This is a genomic window from Halomonas sp. HK25, assembly GCF_047795635.1.
Classification (GTDB): Bacteria; Pseudomonadota; Gammaproteobacteria; order Pseudomonadales; family Halomonadaceae; genus Halomonas.
This window is the reverse complement of record NZ_CP181044.1, coordinates 2,964,493-2,984,502: the sequence shown is the minus strand read 5'-3', so window position 1 is coordinate 2,984,502 and position 20,010 is coordinate 2,964,493. Positions and strand designations below refer to the sequence as shown.

The 20,010-nt window shown below is 69.3% G+C and carries 15 protein-coding genes and 1 tRNA gene; 5 read left to right on the top strand and 11 right to left on the bottom strand.

Annotation, left to right across the window (positions count from 1 at the left end; genetic code table 11):
• Positions 1-5: 5 nt before the first annotated feature.
• The 7 genes from ACM26W_RS14155 to ACM26W_RS14125 all read right to left on the bottom strand — a co-directional run bounded on the left by ACM26W_RS14155 (position 6) and on the right by ACM26W_RS14125 (position 8,761).
• Positions 6-485: a tripartite tricarboxylate transporter TctB family protein gene (locus ACM26W_RS14155; protein WP_416137614.1), complete on the bottom strand. Its 480-nt coding sequence runs from the start codon at positions 483-485 to the stop codon at positions 6-8.
• Positions 482-2,014, bottom strand: coding sequence for a tripartite tricarboxylate transporter permease (locus tag ACM26W_RS14150; RefSeq protein ID WP_416137613.1), 1,533 nt, complete (start codon positions 2,012-2,014; stop codon positions 482-484). Before ACM26W_RS14150 ends, ACM26W_RS14155 begins: the two co-directional genes overlap by 4 nt.
• An 83-nt stretch (positions 2,015-2,097) precedes the next feature.
• Complete coding sequence (locus ACM26W_RS14145) at positions 2,098-3,183, bottom strand: Bug family tripartite tricarboxylate transporter substrate binding protein (protein WP_416137612.1); 1,086 nt, start codon at positions 3,181-3,183, stop codon at positions 2,098-2,100.
• A 362-nt stretch (positions 3,184-3,545) separates the two neighbouring features.
• Positions 3,546-7,259 (bottom strand): lamin tail domain-containing protein, encoded by a 3,714-nt coding sequence (locus ACM26W_RS14140; RefSeq protein WP_416137611.1) that lies wholly within the window; start codon positions 7,257-7,259, stop codon positions 3,546-3,548.
• A 22-nt stretch (positions 7,260-7,281) separates the two neighbouring features.
• Positions 7,282-8,040 carry a hypothetical protein gene (locus tag ACM26W_RS14135; RefSeq protein WP_416137610.1) on the bottom strand — a complete coding sequence of 253 codons (759 nt, stop codon included), beginning with the start codon at positions 8,038-8,040 and terminating at the stop codon, positions 7,282-7,284.
• A gap of 32 nt (positions 8,041-8,072) precedes the next feature.
• The gene (locus tag ACM26W_RS14130; protein WP_416137609.1) at positions 8,073-8,363 is read right to left on the bottom strand and encodes a hypothetical protein; all 291 of its coding nucleotides are present in this window, start codon (positions 8,361-8,363) and stop codon (positions 8,073-8,075) included.
• A 321-nt stretch (positions 8,364-8,684) separates the two neighbouring features.
• Positions 8,685-8,761 (bottom strand) — tRNA-Arg (locus tag ACM26W_RS14125).
• Positions 8,762-8,920: 159 nt separating this feature from the next.
• On the opposite strand from ACM26W_RS14125, the gene ACM26W_RS14120 reads away from it, so the two are divergent.
• From ACM26W_RS14120 to ACM26W_RS14110, 3 genes are read left to right on the top strand one after another with little or no spacing between them, the layout of a single operon-like run.
• A complete protein-coding gene (locus ACM26W_RS14120; protein WP_416137608.1) occupies positions 8,921-10,204 on the top strand; it encodes an efflux RND transporter periplasmic adaptor subunit in 1,284 nt (427 codons plus the stop codon).
• A complete protein-coding gene (locus tag ACM26W_RS14115; RefSeq protein WP_416137607.1) occupies positions 10,201-13,338 on the top strand; it encodes an efflux RND transporter permease subunit in 3,138 nt (1,045 codons plus the stop codon). The genes ACM26W_RS14120 and ACM26W_RS14115 overlap by 4 nt, the downstream gene beginning before the upstream one ends.
• Positions 13,339-13,381: 43 nt before the next feature.
• The gene (locus ACM26W_RS14110; RefSeq protein ID WP_416137606.1) at positions 13,382-14,890 is read left to right on the top strand and encodes an amidase; all 1,509 of its coding nucleotides are present in this window, start codon (positions 13,382-13,384) and stop codon (positions 14,888-14,890) included.
• Here ACM26W_RS14110 and ACM26W_RS14105 read toward each other — a convergent pair.
• On the bottom strand, positions 14,887-16,812 hold the full coding sequence (locus tag ACM26W_RS14105) for an FUSC family protein (RefSeq protein ID WP_416137605.1): 1,926 nt from the start codon (positions 16,810-16,812) through the stop codon (positions 14,887-14,889). The genes ACM26W_RS14110 and ACM26W_RS14105 overlap by 4 nt on opposite strands.
• Before the next feature lie 173 nt (positions 16,813-16,985).
• Here ACM26W_RS14105 and ACM26W_RS14100 point away from each other — a divergent pair, with 173 nt between their 5' ends.
• Together ACM26W_RS14100 and ACM26W_RS14095 are read left to right on the top strand one after the other, a co-directional pair.
• On the top strand, positions 16,986-17,804 hold the full coding sequence (locus ACM26W_RS14100) for a methyltransferase domain-containing protein (protein ID WP_416137604.1): 819 nt from the start codon (positions 16,986-16,988) through the stop codon (positions 17,802-17,804).
• Positions 17,801-18,877, top strand: a complete 1,077-nt coding sequence (locus tag ACM26W_RS14095) for a methyltransferase (RefSeq protein ID WP_416137603.1) — start codon at positions 17,801-17,803, stop codon at positions 18,875-18,877. The genes ACM26W_RS14100 and ACM26W_RS14095 overlap by 4 nt, the downstream gene beginning before the upstream one ends.
• On the opposite strand, the gene ACM26W_RS14090 is transcribed toward ACM26W_RS14095, so the two are convergent.
• From ACM26W_RS14090 to greB, 3 genes are read right to left on the bottom strand one after another with little or no spacing between them, the layout of a single operon-like run.
• Positions 18,878-19,132, bottom strand: a complete 255-nt coding sequence (locus ACM26W_RS14090; protein ID WP_416137602.1) for a DUF2442 domain-containing protein — start codon at positions 19,130-19,132, stop codon at positions 18,878-18,880. It lies immediately after the preceding gene.
• Positions 19,101-19,358, bottom strand: coding sequence for a DUF4160 domain-containing protein (locus ACM26W_RS14085; RefSeq protein WP_416137601.1), 258 nt, complete (start codon positions 19,356-19,358; stop codon positions 19,101-19,103). Before ACM26W_RS14085 ends, ACM26W_RS14090 begins: the two co-directional genes overlap by 32 nt.
• 10 nt (positions 19,359-19,368) lie before the next feature.
• On the bottom strand, positions 19,369-19,908 hold the full coding sequence (gene greB / locus ACM26W_RS14080) for a transcription elongation factor GreB (protein WP_416137600.1): 540 nt from the start codon (positions 19,906-19,908) through the stop codon (positions 19,369-19,371).
• Positions 19,909-20,010: the final 102 nt, after the last annotated feature.

Below are 20,010 nucleotides of genomic sequence, written 5' to 3'. Positions count from 1 at the left end.
GCGGCTCAGAACAGCAGCGGATTCGGCCAGCGCAGCTGTAGCGCCATGCCCAGCCCCCAGAGCAGCGCCACTAGCCCGCCCGAGAGCGCAAGGGTCGGCAGCCAGGGGCTGCGATACTGCAGCCTGAGAAAAGCCAGTACATAGAGCCCGGCGGCGGGCAGGGCGCCGACCAGAAAGAACAGGCCGATGAAGCCGGCCATCCAGGCGAAGAACAGGAGTCCCCGGGCGTAGAAGGCCGGGGTCTCCTCCCCCTCACCCAGGTCGCTGAAATCACTCTCCTCCTTCGCGCCGCGGCGAATCGCCTGGCGGCCCAGCTCCAGCACGGCGAGCAGGATGCCGAGGCTCGCCACGGCGGTAGGAAAGAGCCGTGCTCCCAGCGAGAACCCCTGGCTGATCCACAGGATGGCCACCAGGCAGCCGAGCACCGCCAGCACGAAGAGGGTCTGCAGGTGGTAGGTCACGGCGGCGATCAGGCGGGCTTTCATTTGCTCTCCTCCCGCGGGTTCTGCTCACCGGCCTTATCGGCGTGCTGCAGGGCGTCGGCGCTGCGGTCGGTGGAGCGCTTGAGCATCACGCTGCCCACCACCAGGAAGACCGCCAGCCCCCCGATGGTGAGTACCCCGGGGCGGGTGAGCCATTCCCAGTCGTAGAGGTTGTAGGACATCCACAGGTAACGCTCGGCCAGCCCGGAGAGGATGAAGCCGATGAGCAGCGGCGGGCGGGGCATGCCGCTGCGCTTCATGATCCAGCCGAGCACCCCGAAGCCGAGCAGGAAGGCGAGATCCGCCCAGTGGCGGGTCTCCTGCCAGGCGCCGACCACCACGATGACGATGATCACCGGGGCGATATACTGGAAGGGGATGAAGGTGAGGCGTGAGATCGGCTTGGACAGCAACAGGCAGATCAGGGTGCCGAAGACGTTGGCCAGCGCCAGCGACCAGATGATCACGAACACCAGGTCGAGGTCGCGGGTCAGCATCTGCGGGCCGGGCTGCACGCCGAAGATCATCAGCGCGGCGAGCAGCATGGCCATGGCCGAGGAGCCGGGCACCCCGAACAGCAGGGTGGGCATCAGCACGCCCCCTTCCTTGGCGTTATTGGCACTTTCCGGGGCGATCACCCCGCGCACGTCGCCCTTGCCGAACTGGCTGCGGTCCTTGCTGGTCTGGGCGGCGATGCCGTAGTTCACCCAGTCGATGATCGACGAGCCCATGCCGGGGATGGCGCCGATGGCTACGCCGATGAGACTGTGGCGTATCACCAGCCACTTGTGGTTCAGGGTGTCTTTCGCCCCCTGTACCCAGCCGTGGCCGAGGCCCTTCGAGCGCTCGGCGATGGCGCCGCCCCGGGCCAGCAGGTCGATGATCTCCGGCAGGGCGAACAGCCCCAGCGCCACGATCACCAGCGAGAGGCCATCATAGAGATAGAGGAAGTCGCCGGCGAAGCGGTATTCGGCGGCCACCGGTGCGCCGCCGATGGTACCGAGTGCGAGGCCCGCCACCGCGGCCAGCATGCCCTTGAGTGGGCGGTTGCCGGAGAGCACCCCGATCATCGACAGACCGAGCAGGGTGAGCATGAACAGCTCCGGCGAGCCGAAGGCGAGAATCAGGGGGCGGGCGAAGGGCACCACTGCGGAGAGTGCTAGCGCGCCGATCAGCCCGCCAATCAGCGAAGCAGTGAAGGCGGCCCCCAGGGCGCGGGCCGCCTCGCCGCGTTGCGCCATGGGGTAGCCGTCCATGATGGTGGCCTGGGAGCCCGACGAGCCGGGGATGCCCATCAACACCGATGGGAAGGTGTCGGCGCTGGGCACTGCAGCGGCGATGCCGATCAGCAGCGCCACGCCGGCGTAGGCGTCCATGCCGAACAGGAAGGGCAGCACCAGGGCCATGCCCATCAGCCCGCCCAGGCCGGGCAGGATGCCCACGGCGATGCCGATGGCCACGCCGGCGAACAGCATCATCAGGCGAAAGGGATCGAGCAGGATCCACAGGGCGTTGATCAGGGCGTCGAGCATGCGCGCGTCGTCTCGTCGGGGTCAGGGCCGGAACGCAAACGGCCGCCCGGCAGGTGGCGGGCGGCCGAGGGCAGCGGTTGGGCTCAGTCGAACTCGGTGCCGAAGCGCTCGTTGAGCATGCCGCGCAGGAAGTCGAGCACTTCCGGCGAGGCCGCTTCCATGCTGGCCTTGATCTGGCCGAGGTCGTCGCCCCACATGATGTCGTAACCCTCGAGAATGTTGGCCGCGGCCGCCTGGAACTCGGGATCGTTGACCATGCCCTCGACGCCGACGCGCAGGGCGGCCATGGCCTCCTCGGGGATATCGTCGTGGGCCCAGACGGTGCCCCGGGTGTTCTGCACCAGTGGCACCGTGACCTTGAAGGCCTCCCAGATGGTGCCGGACGGCATCTCGCCATGGATCTGCTCGTAGAGCTCCGGCGCGGTGATCATGTCGGGCACCGCCGGGTCGCGCACCGGGTTGCCGTCGGCATCGATGAAACCGATGGCGTAGAGCGGCATGACGCGGCCCTCGTCGACCAGCGGCTGCACGCTGTTGAGGTAGGCCGGCGTGGACTGGGTGTTGATCATCAACTCGCCGCGCTCGAAGGCGATGCGGGTGTCGCCGCGGCCGCCGTAGCCGGGCACCGCGCGGTACTCCAGGTCGAACATCTCGAGTGCCACCAGCGACTCCAGCAGGCCCACCGGGTCGGTGATGCCCTTGGTCAGGCGGCCGCGGGCCTCGAGTATCTCGCTGGGGTCCTCGATGCCGACCTGGGTGGAGATGGCGGTGACATGACCCATGGGCGAGGCCACCACCGGCTCCAGCTCATCGAGGTCCAGACGCAGGCCCTTGAGGCCCAGGAAGGCCCGCAGGTTCAGGTGGCCAGAGGCGGTCATCAGGGTGGTGCCATCACGGTCGACGCGCTGGGCGAATTCGTTGCTGCCCAGCAGGCCGCCGGCGCCGGTAACGTTCTCGGCGACGATGGTGGGTTCTCCCGGGATGTGCCTGCCCAGATACTGGCTGATCAGTCGGCCGAAGGTGTCGGTGCCACCACCCGGCGAGAACGGAATGATCATGCGGATGTTCTTGCCGTCGTAGTAGTCGGCGGCCTGGGCGGTGCCGAACAGGCTGGCCGTGGCGAAGGCCAGGCCAGCGGCCAGGGCGGTCAGTGAACGGGTCTTCATCATGGGGCAAGCTCCAGTCATCGGCGTCTAGTCGGCCATGAGGATGGAGCCCGTTCGTGTCGGCTGCATGCCGGTGGCTCCACCCGTGACATCGCAAGCATAGGCAGGGGAGCGGGGGAGCACCAGAAGGCGGGGTAAACGGATGGCGGCCCCTTCAGGATTTGAATCGCCCCGGTATCGTAGACACCTCCAGGCCTTATGCCTGTTGCCGGTGGCGACGCCTTTCTATGCCGTCGCCTTCGCCACAGGGCACCTACTGATCAAGAACATGATATGCGCTGGCATCTGGTTCAACGTGATCGGCCTGCTGGTGATCAACGGTGCCACTCCCTGTGCGCTCGACCACCCATGATTCACTCGCAGTTCTAAGCAGACCGGGACCGCAGCGGCAGGTACAAATACTCGGCCCGCACGATGTCCCGGTCGTCGATCAGCGTCGCCCGGTCCCCGGTGTTGTTCCACACCGCCCGGTTCCGGCCCCAGTACAGGCGTACGGCAGAATCCGTGCCGCGCCCGGTATGCACCGACACCGTCTGCCCCGCAAACAGCTCGAACGCGGGAAAACGGAATGTGTGGCGCGCGCCATCCGCCAGACGCCAGTCCGTGAGGACGACCGACCGGGTGCCCACGTTGCGAATCGCGACCACCTCCTGCTCTGTGGCGAGGTGATCGTCGCCGGGCGTGTCGAAGACCGACTGCGCCGGATCGATCTCCAGCATCTCCTCGAACGGATGGCTGGGATTCACGGCGAACACCACCGAGCACCGCACCGGCGTCTCACCGGTGCCGTAGACCAAGGTGCATTCGAGATGGTTGATGCCCGTGCGCAAGGCACCACCGCCCATGGTCAGCGTCTTGCGCAGGAGGAGGGTCTTGCGCGCGGCGTCATACTGCCACTCGGCCGGGTCGACCACCACCGCGTTGGAGTTGGCGGCGAGCAGCACGCGGTTCGGCGCACCGGGCTGCACGAAGCTCGGCCGCGCGCCGCGAACGCGCAGGACGGTTTCGACCTGCGCGCTGTAGGCCCAGTTGTCGACCGGACTTCCCTGCAGGCCCGCCGGGGTCAGGAACTCGATGGTGACAGGATCGCCGTAGAGCTCGCGCTCCTCTGCCCGGCGATCGAGCCACCGTTTCCGGGCCGTGGCACGCTCGGCGACGGCCTGATCGCGCTGCTCGCGCGCCCTGCGCTCCACCTCGCTGTCCGCGATCGCCTGCTCGATCGCCGCGCGCAGCGCCGCGATGTTCATCAGGACCGCTTGCGCCGTTTCGGCGATGTGCTGCGGGGTGATCTCCGGTGGCAGGACGATGCCGGTCGGCCCCAACGCGGCGTTGATGCGCGCCAACGCCCGAAGCCGGATGCGCTCGCCGAGCTCGGCCAGGGCGGCGGGCGCATCCGCCGTGGCGTCGACGAGGTCGCCGAGGCCGTCCGCCAGATCCCCCAGGCCCACCAGCGCGGCATCGATCGCTGGACGCGCCAGCCCGAAAACGAAAACGACCGTTCCGGTCGCGTGCGCGATGGCTTCCGCCTGCTGCTGCGCCGGCAGCAGAGCGAATCCCGGAACCGCGCGCGCGGTGGCCTCTGCCACCTCGATGCCCTGCAGCAGCGCCTGGTCCAGGATCGCCTTCCGCACCGCGGCGTCGTGCAGGAAGGTCGCCGCCTGCTGCAGTGCCTGCGCCGTGCGCCGCGCCGCCGCTTCCGCATCCTCCAGGTGGCGCTCCGCCTCGCGCCGCCATTGCTGGTAAAGCTCCCACGCCCGTTGCACCGCATCCAGGAACGCGGCGAGGAACTCCCGGGCGGCGTCTTCCAGAGCCACCACCTGGGCCAGGGTGAGCTTGAGGTGGAAGGCGGCGATGGCCGGCACGACGCGCTCGAAGAGCACACTCAGCTCATCCGCCGTCAGCTCGCACAACAGGCCGTTCAGCTCCATCAGCCCCTGCGGGTCCGGGATGTAGGCGCACTCGCGCAGGTTCTCGAAGAAGTTCTGAACCTGCTGGCCGTCGGTGTAGTCGACGTGTCCGTCGATCGACAGCAGCAACCGTATCATCAGCGCGCGCAGCCGCGTTCGGCGTGGATCGGTCCAGATGTTCGGGCCGAAGGCCGCCGCGCCGGCATCGAGCAGGTCGGCGACAAGATCCCGCGTCGGTCCGCTCAGATCCTGCGGTGCCGGGACGCCCGGCGGCAGCAGGCCCGGGGTGAGCATGCAGGCGGCCTGCACCATCTCGTGATCCGGAGCATTGCGCACTGTCACCGCCAACTCCGTCATGCCCTGGTTCATGTGCACCACGGCGTGGTGAACCAGGATGTCGCCGAGGACAACGACGTTGCGCACCACGACCTTTGCCACGAGCGCACTCAGCGCCGAGCGGAAGCTGGTCAGGAAGGGCGACATCCCGTCGCTCGGGACGCCCTGATCGACGAGCCGGTCGAGCTGGTCGAAGACGAAGCCGCTCGTCGCCAGCAGGCAAGGCTCGGCCACCTCGTCGATCCACACCCGAGCGTCCGCGTCGGCGCCCAGCCGGTCGCGCAACTCCGGTAGGAGATCGGCGGCGATGTGGCCATCGATCGCTTCCTTAACCACGTCGCGCAGCTTCCGGTACAGCGCGGTTCTGGACAGGTCTTCGCCCAGCCCGGCAAGCAATGCCGATTCGACGACCTCCCCCGGCGTTAGCCCTAGTGTTTGTCCGAGCCGGCCGAGCAGCAGCGACAACTCCGGTATCAGGTCGTCGAGGACCGGGGCGACGCCGGTCCCGAACAGGTAGTCCAGGGCGTCGTGGAGCATGAGCCGGTCGGGCATGTCGCCGAGGTGCTGGGCGAGCGCCGCGCGCACCACCGGCGGCGGCTCCAGGAGCGGTAGGGCGACGAGGTCGGCCTCCACCGCGACCGCGCCGAGCCCGACGACCGAGCCGGAGGCTCTCAGCGACCCGATCCGCTGGCGCAGCGCCTCTGTCGTGGCCACCGACACCCACAACACCGTCAGCGGCTCGCGCCAACGCGACGTCTCCGCGGGCGCGACGACAGTGAAGACTTGGATCAGGCGATCGAGGATGGAAGGCAGGATCTGCACCGTCAGCGGCGTATCGGTGAGGTCGTCGATCAGGCCCTCGACGACCGGGCGCAGCGTGGCCTGCTGCTCAGCGCTGAGATGGCCCTCCGACACGCGCAGTAGTGCGCTCTCCAGCAACCCGGCGGCGAGCCGCTCGCCCGCTCCGGCCAGCTTGTCGATCAGGTAGCGCTGCAGCTGGGCGAAGGTGTTATCGATGAACGGCTGCACCTGAAGCTCGGTGTCGTTCAGCGCCGACAGCACGGCACGTTGCCCCAGCTCGTAGGCCGACTGAAGCGTGAGCGGCAGGGCGAAGTCCAGGAGTTCGACCGCTGGTTGAAAGTGCTCGGGCAGTTGCTGCCTCGCTTCACGGACCAGCTCCGCGGTGATCCGCTCGCTGGCGTAGTTGACGAACCGCTTGGGGTTCTCGAGCCCGATCGCCGCGAAGAAGTCCCAGCCCGTCCCGGCGCCCCAGCCGACCGCGGCGCCCGCCTCGACGGTGAAGCCCGCGTCCCGGTCGTCGCGCAGCGTGCCGCGTACATACAAGTGCGCCTGGGCCTGGGCGGAAAAGCTCGCCTTGCCCCACACGCCGGCCTCCAGGACCACCTCGTTGACGAACGCGATGAACAGGTCATAGGCGAGACCGGGGAGCTGCTGGCGGGCGATGGCGGCGATGTCACGCCAGTCCAGCCCGAGCGCGATGCGACCCGCGACCGCCGCCTCGGCGTAGGCCGCGATGTCCGCCGACAGACCGAACGTGTCGAACAGGTCCGGTGTGACGCGGACGTCCACCCGGACGCCGGCCGCGGCGAAGGCGCTGCCTTCGCCGCGGATTGCAGGCAGTAAGATCGAGGCGGCCGCCTCGAGCTGCGCCAGGGCCTGTGCCGAAAGCTGCGCATTCAGGCCGTGGCACAGGGCCAGCTGGCCGGCGAACGTGACGCGCGCGCCGGCGCCGACCCGCCCGTGGACGATGCCCTCGTCGAAGCCAGCCGCCGCCCCCAGCGTGAAGATGTCCCCTGAAGCATTCAGCTCCGGCATACGCCCTCCCGGTCGGTGCCGCTCACCAACCAGCCGCAGAGGGCCAGTCGGGAGAGCTCTTGTAGGCGGTTACGGCCGCCTCGTAGGTGCGGTCGGTATCGGGCGCAGCATCCGCGTGCTCGGCGTCGAGCATCGCCGTCGAGTAATCGTCCTTGATGATCCGGCGCGCATCGCCCTCCCTGCCGACGTGGAGCATGCGCACGATAGGATCGCCGGCACGTTCGTGCTCCATCGCTTCCTTAGTTCTCGTGAGCTCTGAGACCTCGTCGGCTGGCATGTCGCTCGGCGGGTTGCCAAAGGCGCTGATCACTTGGTTCACCATCTTGAGCTGGCCCTGGAAGGCGCCGAGCTCTGACTGCCAGCGGAACAGGCGGTACTCCGGCTTGCTCAGGTAAGGCGCCGCCTCGGCTGCCGCGAAGCCGCGTACGTGGATGTCCTTGGCATGGACGTACTCGTGCAGGAGGACGAAGGCGAGCCGGTGAATGGTCGCTGCGCGCGCCGCCATGATCTTGATGACGACAGTGCCGTCGTTATCGCGGCCGGCCTGGGCGATCTGGCGCGGATCGGAAAAGGGCGAGCCCGAGGAGATCAGCTTGATGGTGTGGCTCGTGAAAATGGCGGAGAAGATGGGCGACTGACCGGTGATGTGAGCGACCTGCTGTTGGGTCGGTGTGTCCCAGGCAAGCCGCTGCCGCGGTGCCGGCGCGGGCTGCGCGGTGGCGCCGTCCAACTCGGCGAGCAGTTCCTTCAAGCGCTGCACGAGGCTATCGCAGATCAACACGGTCCGTTCCCTCCTGCTGGAGAGCTTCGCGGTCAATACCCGGGCGCCCAACTGTCTCCGACGGCCCACGATGTGCTCGGCCCCGCCATTAAGAGCGCAGCCGCCCGGTCCAGCGCGCGTCCGGTTTGCGCCTTGGAACTTTCGGTGTGGCATTCTCCCATTTGTTTATAGCCCGGTTTTTCGATTACCGGCGAAAGAACGGCCGGATAATCACCTTTTTTTTCCGCGCGCGGTGTGTGGCTGGCAGCCGCCATCACCTGCCGGCGCTTCAATCCAAGAAACCCGATCTCGAGGGCGAGAGCCTGATGCTCGAGTGGCACCATGGCCGCTAGGGCAGGGTGCCGGAGCCGACGCTACAGCCGCTACGAGGCCTTTCTGGCCGCCAACGGAGTCGACATTCAGGGCATCGGCGAGCCGTGGCTGATGGTGGCGATACGCGATCCACGGTCGCTCGAATCATGGCCAATGCCAGTGCATTGTCATGCTGGGATGGGGGGCTTCCAGGAGTTGCAGTGGGAGACGCCCTGGGGGGCGCAGTGCTGTCACGGGTCTACCCATCAGTCTTGTTGGGGGGCGCTGTAGGGTCGGAAGCAGCTACTGGTAATTTTTCAAGGTGATGAAAGTAGATAACTTATTGATTTTTTTGGCGCCCCCTTCAGGATTCGAACCTGAGACCTTCCCCTTAGGAGGGGGACGCTCTATCCAGCTGAGCTAAGGGGGCGACGCGGGGCGCATTATAGGGAAACTCGGCGGCGAGTGAAACCGCATCGTCCTGAAGCGTGGCGCTGCGTAACCTTGCCGCACCGTGAGCCGGCGGCGTTCGTGGCGGGTCCGTGGCAGCGTATAGTAGGCCCCGCTAACCATCGGCACGGACTTCCCCATGCTCAAGCGCCTGCTTCCTCTCCTGATCCTCGCCATCGGTATCGCCGGCTTCATGGCCCTGCGCCTGACCCGGCCCGAGCCGCCGCCGGCCGTGCCACAGGAGCGCAGCTGGCGCGTCGAGGCACTGACGGTGGCTCGTGCCGAGCACGTGCCGGTGCTGCCGCTGTTCGGTGAGCTGGTGGCGCCGGAGCGGGTCAGCCTGGTGGCGCCCATCGCCGCCCGGGTGGCCGAGCGCCCGGTGCGCGACGGCCAGCGGGTGAGCGAGGGCACGCTTCTGGTGGCCCTGGACGACGCCGACCTGCTGCCGCCGCTCCACCAGGCCGAGGCGGAGGTGGCCGACCTGGAGGCTCAGGTGGCCAACGAGCGTCTCCGCCACGAGAACGACCGTCGTGCCCTGGAACGTGAGAGAGAGCTCCTGGCCAGCGCCAATCGCCAGCTGGAGCGCAATCGCTCGCTGGTGGAGCGCAACCTGGCTTCCCAGGCCGACCTCGACAATGCAAGCGACGCCGTGTCCCGCGCCCGGCTCAGCGTGACCACCCGCGAGAGCGCGGTGGCCGAGCACCCCTCGCGCCTGGCCAGCCTGGAGGCGCGGTTGGCCCGCGCCCGGGCCACCCTGGCCAGCGCCCGGCGCGACGTCGACCGCGGCCGGGTGCTGGCGCCCTTCGACGGCGTGGTGACCGCCGTGGCAGTGGCTCCCGGCGACCAGGTGGCGGTGCGGGCGCCGCTGCTCTCGCTCTATTCGGCCGAGGGGCTGGAGCTGCGCGCGCGAGTGCCGCATCGCTTCCAGGCCGAGCTGGCGGCGAGCCTGGCGCGCGGTGAGTCACTTGTCGCCACGGCCGAGGAGGGCGGCCAGCGCTTCGTGCTGTCGGGCCTGGCAGGCGACAGCGACCCCGCCGGCACCGAGGCGATCCTCACGCTCGACGGCCAGGCTGACGGGCTGCGCCCGGGGGCGCTGGTGGCAGTACTGCTGGATCGACCGGCAGTGGCGAACGCCCTGGCGGTGCCCTTCGCCGCCCTCCACGGCAGCGACCTGCTCTACCGCATCGATGACGACTCGCGGCTCGAGCGACAGCGGGTCGAGCGCCTGGGCGAGACCCTGGGTCCCGACGGCGAGCGCTGGCTGTTGGTGCGTGCCACAGGGCTGGGCGAGGGACTGGCAGAGGGCGACCGAGTGATCGCCACCCACCTGCCCAACGCCATGCAGGGGCTGCGGGTCGAGACGGCTTCGGATCTTCTTGAGGAGACACCCGATGAGCCCAGCGTCGAAGAGGCCGGCCAGTGAGGCGGCGCGGCGGACTGATCGGCTTCTTCGTTCATCACAAGGTGGCGGCCAACCTGGTGATGCTGGTGATGCTGCTCGGCGGGGCACTGGGCATCGCACGCATGAACATTCAGTTCTTTCCCACCTTCGCCCTGGACGTGGTCAGCGTGCGGGTGGTGTGGAGCGGCGCCTCCGCCGAGGATATCGAGCAGGGCATCACCAACCCGCTGGAGCAGCGCCTGCGCAGCCTGGATGGGCTCAAGCGCATGACCTCCACCTCCGCCCAGGGCATTGCCAACATCACCCTGGAGTTTCAGGAGGGCAGCGACCCGGTGCTGGCACTGGACGACGTGCGCCAGCAGGTGGACAGCTTCACCAACCTGCCGGCGGATGCCGAGACGCCGGACGTGTCGCGGCTGGCCCGCTACGAGCCCGTGGCCCGGCTGCTGGTGCACGGCGATCTGGCCCCCCTTGAGCTGCGCCAGTTGGCCCAGCGCTTCGAGGACGAGCTGCTGTTCGCCGGCATCGACCGGGTAGAGATCACCGGCCTGCCGGCCCAGCAGATCAGCATCGAGGTGCCGGCGGAGCGCCTGCAGGGGCTTGGGCTCTCGCTTGGTGATATTGCCGCCCGGGTGGAGGGCATGTCCCGGGACCTGCCGGCGGGGCTGCTGGGCCAGCGCGACAGCGCCCGGGAGCTGCGTTCGCTTCAGCAGCGCCGCGACGCCCTGGGCTTCGAGGATCTGCCGATCTTGAGCGGCGACCGGGTGCAGCTGCGCCTGGGTGACATCGCCACCGTTCGCCAGGAGCCAAGGGACGGGCAGGTGGAACTCGCCTACCGCGGCCGGCCGGCGGCGGAGCTGGTGCTGCAGCGCGCCGAGGCGGGCAACTCCCTGGCCGCCGCCCGGTTGCTGGACGACTGGCTCGAGGAGGTGCGCCCGACGCTGCCGCCAAGCGTCGAGCTCGAGGTCTATGACGAATCCTGGCAGCTGATCGACGACCGCATCTCGCTGCTGCTGGTCAACGGCGCCAGTGGCCTCTTGCTGGTGGTGATCCTGCTCTATTTCTTCCTGCCGGCGCGGGTAGCGCTGTGGGTGGCGATCGGCATCCCCACCGCCTTCATGGCGGCCCTGGGGGTGTTCTGGGGCATCGGCGGCTCCATCAACATGATGTCGCTGTTCGCACTGATCATGGCGCTGGGGGTGATCGTCGATGACGCCATCGTGGTGGGTGAGGACGCCGACGCCCACCACCGCCTGGGCGAGGCGCCGCGGCATGCCTCGGCGGGGGCGGCGCGGCGCATGCTGTGGCCGGTGGTGGCCTCCTCGCTGACTACGGTGGCGGCCTTCATGCCGTTGCTGATGGTGGGCGGGGTGATCGGCAATATCCTCGGCGATATCCCGGTGATCATGATTTGCGTGCTGATCGCCTCGCTGCTGGAGTGCTTCGTGGTGCTGCCCGCCCACCTGCGCAATGCCTTCCTGCCCGGCAAGGGGCAGGCCCGGCGCCCGCGCGGCATCGCCAGGCTGCGAGCGGGCTTCGAGGTGCGCTTCGAGGCCTTCCGCGAGGGGCCCTTCCGGCGCTTCTCGGCACTGACCCTGCGCCATCGCGGCGCCACGGTGGCCGGCGCCCTGGCGGTGACCCTGGTCACCGCGGGGCTGCTGGCTGGCGGCCGGCTCGGTTTCAACTTCTTTCCGTCTCCGGAGTCCAGCGTGGTCTATGCCAACGCCAGTTTCGTGGCCGGTACCGACCGGGCGCGGGTGGCCGAGTTCGTCAACCACCTTCAGGCGACCCTGGAGGAGGCCGATAGCGCCCTGGGCGGCGGGCTGGTCAGGGTGGCCGTGTCGCGCTACGGCACCACCCTGGAGGGCGGCTCCCCTGGGCGCGATGCCGACGAGGTGGGGTCACTGATGATCGAGCTGATCTCGCCGGATCACCGCGAGGTGCGCAACACCGCCTTTATTCGCGCCTGGCGCGAACGCATCCGCGAGCCCGCCGGCCTGGATGCACTGAACATCAACGAACGCGCCGCCGGCCCGCCGGGGCGCGACGTCAACGTGCGCTTGACCGGCGAGGATGCCCTCGCGCTGCGCCTGGCCGCCGACACCCTGGCCCAGGCGATGGCGGGGCTGTCCGGGGTGCTGGACACCGAGGACGACATGCCCTGGGGCCGCGAGCAGCTGGTCTACCGGGTCAACGCCTTCGGTGAGGCGCTTGGCCTGACCACCGCCGAGCTGGGCCGCCAGCTGCGCACCGCCTTCGACGGCCAGGTGGTACAGATCCACCAGTCGGGCGCCGACGAGATCGAGGTGCGCGTCCAGCTGCCCCGGGCGCAGCGTGAGCGCCTCGCTACCCTCTCCGGGTTGGCGGTGAGCCTGACGGACGGCCGCCAGGTCCCGCTGAGCCAGGTGATGGATCTCGACCACCGCCAGGGCTTCGAGGCGCTGCGCCACGCCGACGGCCAGCTGGCGGTAGAGGTGAGCGCGGAGCTCGATACCTCCGTGACCTCGGCGGAGCAGGTGTTGGAGAGCCTTTCGGCGGAGCTGCTGCCGGCCCTGGCGCGCGACCACCACCTGCACTTCAGCTTCGAGGGGCGCGCCGCCGACCAGCGCGAGACCCTGGCCGACATGCGCATGGGCCTGCTGGTGGGGCTCGGGTTGATGTATGGGGTGCTGACCTGGGTGTTCGCCTCCTGGAGCCTGCCCCTGATCGTGATGGCGATCATCCCCTTCTCGCTGGTGGGGGCGCTGCTGGGCCACTGGGCGCTGGGTATCGACCTGACCATCCTCTCGCTGTTTGGCCTGTTCGGGCTCTCCGGCATCGTGGTCAACAACGCCATCATCCTGGTGAGCTTCTACCGCGAGCAGCGCGAGCGGGGGCTGACCGTCGACGAGGCGCTCAACGAGGCGGTGGTGCAGCGGGTCAGGGCGGTAATGCTCACCTCGCTGACCACCATCGGTGGGCTGTTGCCGCTGCTCTTCGAGACCTCGCTGCAGGCGCAGTTCCTGATCCCCATGGCGACCTCCATCGCCTTCGGCCTGGGCGGCTCAACCCTGCTGGTGCTGCTGGTCACGCCGGCGCTGCTCTCCTGGCTGGAGCATGGCCGCGAGCGGCTGGCGCGGCGGCGGGCCGTGGCAACAACGGGAGCAGAGGGCTAGGCTTGGACAGCAGCCGAGTGGACCGAGGCAGGGGAGGAGGGGCATGGATGTTCGCGACTATCGCGCCCATGACGGGCTGGGCCTGGCGGCACTGATCCGCGCCGGCGAGGTGAGCCGTGAGGAGGTGTTCGTCACCGCCTGCGCGGCCATCGAGGCCGACAACCCGGCGCTCGGGGCGGTGGTGCGCACCCGCTTCGCGCAGGCCGCCCGCGAGGGCCGCGGCGTCGATCCGGTCGCCCCCTTCGCCGGTGTGCCCACCCTGACCAAGGACCTGCTGATGGCCATCGGCGGCGAGCCCCTGGCCTTCGGCAGTGCCGCCCTGGCGGAGTGGCGAGCCCCCGAGGACTCGAGCCTGGTGCAACGGGTGCGCGGGGCGGGCCTGGCGATCCTCGGCCAGACCGCCACCCCGGAGCTGGGGTTGATGGGCATCACCGAGCCCCGCGCCTTTCCCCATCCGGTGAACCCCTGGGCCCCCGAGCACTCTCCCGGTGGCTCCAGCGGCGGTTCCGCCGCGGCGGTGGCCGGCGGCCTGGTGCCCCTGGCCCTGGCCGGTGACGGCGGCGGCTCGATCCGCATCCCGGCCAGCCACTGCGGCCTGTTCGGCCTCAAGCCCTCCCGCGGGCGGGTGCCATTGGGCCCCATGTTCGGCGAGGTGTGGCAGGGAGCGGTGGTGGAGCACGCCTTGACCCGCAGCGTGCGCGATAGCGCCGCTCTGCTCGACGCCATCAACGGCATGGACGAGGGCAGCCCCTGGCCGCTGCCCCGGGAAACAGGTTTCCTCGACGCGCTCTCCCGCCCGCCCAAAGCGCTGCGGGTAGCGGTGTGGCTGGGGGAGTCCCTGAGCGCGCCGCTGGGTACCCGCCTCGACCCCGAGGTGCGTCGGGCGGTGGAACAGGCCGCCCGGCGCCTGGAAGGACTGGGCCACCACGTGGAGTGGGCTGGCCCGAATGTCGACGGTGCGGCCCTGGCCGACAGCTATCTCACCCTCTACCTGGGCCATCTGGCCGCGGATCTCGCCTGGATGAGCGAGCAGACCGACGTGCCGGTGTCACGGCTGGCCATCGAGCCCGCCACCCGGGCCATCGGCCGGCTGGGCCGCTGCCTGCCGGCAGCCGATTACGAGGCCGCCAAGCGCTATTGGAACCGGGTGGCCCGAGATATGGCGGCCTTCCACCGATGCTTCGACGTGCTGCTGATGCCGGTGGCCGCTACCCCGGCCCCTCGCCGCGGTGACCTCTACCCGACGCCCGCCCGGGAGCGGCTGATGGCGCTGCTGGCGATCCCCGGGGCCTCGCACCTTGCAATGAAGGCCGGCATGCTCAAGCGCCTGGCCGCCGACTCGCTGCGCATGACCCCCTTCACCCAGCTGGCCAACCTCACCGGCCAGCCGGCCATGTCGCTGCCGCTGCATGTCACCCCCGAGGGCTTGCCGGTAGGCGTGCAGGTGCTCGGCCCCATGGGCGACGAGCGACGCCTGCTGGCGCTGGCCGCCCAGCTGGAGACCGAGGTGGAGTGGGGCAGTCGCCTGCCCAGGGGCCGAGTCACGGGCTAGCTGCCCGAGGACTGGAAGAACTGGCGGTTGGCACGAAGCAACGCCGCCGAGTGCCTGGCCTGCCGGGCCAGCTCCACCTGCTGGCGGTGGGCCAGGGTGCGGGCGAGCCGCTCCAGGGCGGCGGCGGCCTCCAGCGGAGCCTGGCGGAGCAGGGCAACGCGCCGCAGGGTCGCCTTCAGGCGGCGTGCGGTGTCCGGGGCGGCCTGGTGTTGGCCATAGCCCTGGAGGGCCTGCAGGGTCTCCCCAAGAGTCAGGGCGGCCAGGCTGCCGTCCACAACGCGGTGGGTCGGCTCCCCCTGTCGGTGGGCCCAGTGCACCAGGCGCATCACCCGATGGTAGAGGCGCGCCTGCCAGAGCTGGGCACGTTCGGCCCCACCGCGGGCGGCCATGGCTTCCAGCTCGCGCAGCATCATCTGTTCCAGCTGGTACTGTCGGCGGCGGGCGTTGGTCGGGAAAATCAGCCGGAAGGCGATCAGTGCCAGCAGCGGGCCGGCCACCACGGCCAGGGCCACCGCCAGGGAGTGGCCGAGAGTGCCTCCCAGGGGCAGAGCCGGCTGCGACAGCAGCAGCAGGATCATCACGTAGTCCATTGAGCCGTTGAGGGTGCGCCGGTGGGCGAAGGGAATCACCGTCACCAGGATCATCGGCAGTAGCATCGTCACCAGCTGCCACTCGGCGCTGGCCCAGGGCCACAGCAGCCAGCGCACCGCCACGGCGCAGAGTGCGCCTACCGCCTGCCAGGCGAGGACATGGCGCATGATCCAGGCAGGATTCTCGAAGGTGGAGAACAGGGTCACCATCACCGAGGTGCCCAGCATCACATAGGCGCCGGCGGACCAGCCGGTGGCCACCCAGGCGAGGCCGATCACCAGCAGCACGCCGCTGGAGCGCAGCATGGCCTGGCGGGCATGGATCCAGTCGCGATGACGGATCACCGGGTGACGGGCCGAGTCGCGCCCGGTGCGTCCGGTGTCGCGAAAGTGCTGGCGCTGGGTCAGGGACTCGGCCAGCCGTGCGAGCACCTCGGCAAGCGCCGGGTCACCCGGCTTTGCCAGTTGGCGGGCGTGGTCCAGGTGCCTCGCCACATCCGGAAGGGGCCTGGCGCTATCCATGGCCAGGGCGGCCTCCACCACGGCATCGCCGGCGGCGCCAGGGCGGGGGCCGTGCTCGCGGCGGCGAATCCACAGCAGAGCGGCCGTCAGCGCGGCGAGAATTGCCCGCTGGGAGCGCGCCGAATGGCGGGCCCGCCGCGAACCGGCGGCGCTGGGCTCCAGCTCCGCCTCCAGAACGGCGATATCGGCAAGCAGTTCCCGGGGAGGGGGTGTGGCGCTTGCGCAGGGGCGGCCCAGGCGTTCGGCCAGCAGGTGCAGCACCCGGGCGGTACTGCGTCGTCCCCGCTCCTCGAGCTCGCTGCGCGCGGCGCGTGGGGTGAGCGCGAGCCCCACCAGCAGGGCCAGGGTCACCCCGACCAGCACGGTCAGCAGGCGGTCGGCGCCGAGGGCCAGGGTGTTCATGGCAGAGGCGGTACCGAGCAGGGCGACCATGGAGGCGGAGTAGCCCGACAGCAGGGTGGCGTAGGCGACCATGCTGTGCAGGGCGTTACCGATGCCGGCGCAGAGCCCGACCCATAGCGATAGCCCGATCACCAGCCACAGGAGGCTGTCTCCTGCCGCCAGCAACAGCAGCAGGCCAGCAGCGGTGCCCACCAGGGTGCCGACGACCCGGTAGAGGCTCTTCTCGATCAGCAGTTCCCGTACCGGCTGGGAGGCCGCCCAGACGGTCATGGCCGACCACTGGGGGTGCTCCAGGCCGATGGTCCAGGCCACCACCAGCGCCAGGCAGGAGGCCAGCGCCGTGCGCAGGCCGAAGCGCAGTCGTTCGATGTCGAAGCCGCGATATGACAGCCAGCGAACGGCGCTCATGCAGTCGTCTCCGTGGTGATGAAATCAATTAACGTGTTAACTATTTTCTGGCTATATTATCACGCCCCACAAATCGGCCCGTGCCATGCTGCTGCGGCAGTGGACGCTGGGCCCATATGAGTCTGCGATGGCTTCCGGGTAGAATGCCCACACTTCTGCTCAAGGTAGCCGGCATGACCGATCCCGCTTCACCGCTCTCCGAACACGGTGACCGCCACTTCGACGGGCTGGCCGACAAGTTCGCCGAGAGCCTCTACGGCGGTGCGCGGGGCGAGCTGCGCCTGGCGCTCCTCGACCGCCTGCTGCCGGAGATGCTCGCGCTGCACGGCCAGCCGCTGCTCGATGTGGGCGGCGGCCTGGGTCAGCTGGCCGGCTGGTTCGCCGGGCGCGGCCACGCCGTGACCCTGGTCGAGCCCTCCGGGGAGATGCTGGCCCGCGCCCGTGAGTCGCTGGCGGGCCAGCCGGTGAGTGTCGTCCAGGCGCCGCTGCAGGCGCTGCCCGTTGTCGCCCCCGGCCACTGGTCGCTGATCGCCTGCCATGCGGTGCTGGAGTGGCTGGCCGACCCCCGCGCGGCCCTGGCCACCCTGGCCAGGCAGCTGGCGCCGGGCGGGCAGCTCTCGCTGATGGTCTTCAACCGCGACGCCCTGCGCTTCTCCAACGTGGTCAAGGGCAACCTGGAGAAGGCGCTGGCCGACCGCCTTGAGGGCAAGGGGCTGCGCCGGCGACTGACGCCGATCTCGCCGCTGACCCATGCCCAGATCACCGCCTGGAGCGCCGAGCTGGGCCTGGAGCTTCGCGCCATCGCGGGGGTGCGCGTCTTCCACGACTATCTGCGCCGGCCCCCGGAGAGCGACGCCGACCGTGCGGTGCTGCTGGCGCTCGAGTGGCGCTACTGCCGAGTCGACCCCCACTGGCGCCTGGGGCGCTACCTGCTCTACACCCTGGTGCGCCGCGAGACCCCAACCCCACCGGCCGAGGAGCCCAGGACATGAACGCCGAAACCATTCACTCCGAGCGCGCGCGCGCCGAGACGCCGGCCTGCCAGCTGCTGGAGCGTCAGGACGCCGACTACCGTGGCTGGTGGTGGCTAGGCCCGCCCCGCGACCCCTGGCTGGAGACGGGGCAGGGCATGGCAATCAGCGCCGATCTCGTCGTGCGCGACGCCTGGCAGGCCGCCGGGCGGCCTGCCGTCTCGCCCTTCGGGTTGCTGCCCGCGGAAGGGGAGGGTGCGCCCCCCGGGGCGGTGCTGTTCTGGCCCAAGAGCCACGCCCTGGGCGAGTGGTGGCTGCTGTGGCTGTGCGCGACCCTGCCCGAGGGCACGCGGCTGCAGCTGGTGGGCGAGAACCAGGGCGGCATCAAGCGGGTGCTCAAGGTGCTGGCGGCGCTGGGGCTGGGCTGTCGCAAGCGCGACAGCGCACGGCGTTGCTCGCTGTTCGAGACGCGGCTGGGGCGCGTGGCGATCGACCCGGACGCGGCCTGGACCACCTTCGAGGCCAAGCTGGGGGAGGAGAGGCTCGCGCTGGCCAGCCACCCCGGAGTGTTCGGCCACGGCAAGCTGGATGACGGCACCCGGCTGCTGCTGGAGACGCTTGCCGGGGCGTTGCCGGGCGATGTTCTCGGCGATGTTTTCTGCGATGTTCTGGATATGGGCTGCGGCGACGGCATCCTCGCCGCCTGGCTGGCCCGGCGCGGGGCGCGGGTGACGGCGGTGGACGTCAACGCCTTCGCGGTGGAGGCGACCCGACGCACCCTGGCGGCCAACGCTCTGGCAGGCGAGGCCTTGTCTGGAGAAACGCTGGAAAGCGACGTCTATTCGGCGCTGGCGGGGCGTGAGTTCGATGCCATCGTCAGCAATCCCCCCTTCCACCAGGAGCGCGCCATCGACTATGGCCCTTCGGCGCGGCTGATCCAGGAGGCCCCGGCGCATCTGCGCGCCGGGGGCCAGCTGCTCCTCGTGGCCAACGCCTTCCTGCCCTATCCGGACCTGCTCGAGCGCGCCTTCGGCGGCTTCGAGATCCTCGCCGACGACCGCCGCTTCCGGGTCTATCGGGCAATCAAGTGCTGATCAGGCGACCCGCTCGTGGTGTTGCGTCATGTCGCCACGGCCGGCAAGCAGGCCTTCGACGGAGATGTCCTCATCAAGCTCATCCCAGTGCAGGCCCTTGCCGGAATAGCTGATGCGGCACTGGGCTCTTTCGGCTGGGCTGGCATGCAGGAGGCGCGGAAACCACGCCAGCGGGATTCCGAGCGTCCTGCCGTCATCCAGCTCGACCCACATGGTGTAGTCGTCAAAACTGACGGTCTTGGCGGAAGTGCTCATTCCAGGCCCTCTCGATCTCGTCACGATGTACTTCCACCAGCTGCATGAGTTGTGAAAGCTGCTTTCGATTGTAGCCAGCGCTGGTAACGATAGCGACCTGAGGCTCAAGCCAGATCTTCGCCTCCCCATCCCCGCTCTCTGCGTGGATGTGCATGGGCTCCAGCGGATTGCCCTTGTTGGAGTAGAAGAAAAACCTGATTCCCTTGTAGCGAAAGACAACCGGCATGGTAGAGCTCCTATGCCTGAGGGTCGCGATAGGCAATCTCGGTGATCACGTAGGTGGTCTCGCCGCCGGGGGCGGCCACCGTCACCTCCTCGTCCAGGGGCTTGCCGAGCAGGGCCCTGGCCAGCGGTGAATCGACGCTGATCCAGCGTTTCGCCGGGTCGATCTCGTCGTGTCCGACGATGCGGATCGCCATCTCCTCGCCCTCGTCATCCTCCAGGGTGACGAAGGCGCCGAAGTACACCTTCTCCGTCTCCGCCGGCAGGCGGTCCACGACTGTGAGCTCATCGAGCCGCTTCGTCAGGTAGCGGATCCGGGCGATGACCCGGTTGAGCTCCTTCTTGTTATAGGTGTAGTCGGCGTTCTCGCTGCGATCGCCCAGTGCGGCCGCCTCGCCCACCTTGGCGGAGAGGGCGGGGCGCTTGATCCGCGAGAGGTGATCGAGGATGCCGCGCAGCCGCTGGGCGCCCTCGGCGGTGATCAGGTGGCTCTTGGGCTCCTGGCGCGGGTCCTTGGCCGGATCGCGCCAGCGGGTCATGTTGCGGCCTTTCATGTTGGGGCTGGCCTCCTCTCGTTCCAGGCTGGCAACATACGCCATCCGTCGAGTGCCCGCCAATTCCGGGGAGCTAGGCGGCATTCGTTGTGCAGAGGTTGG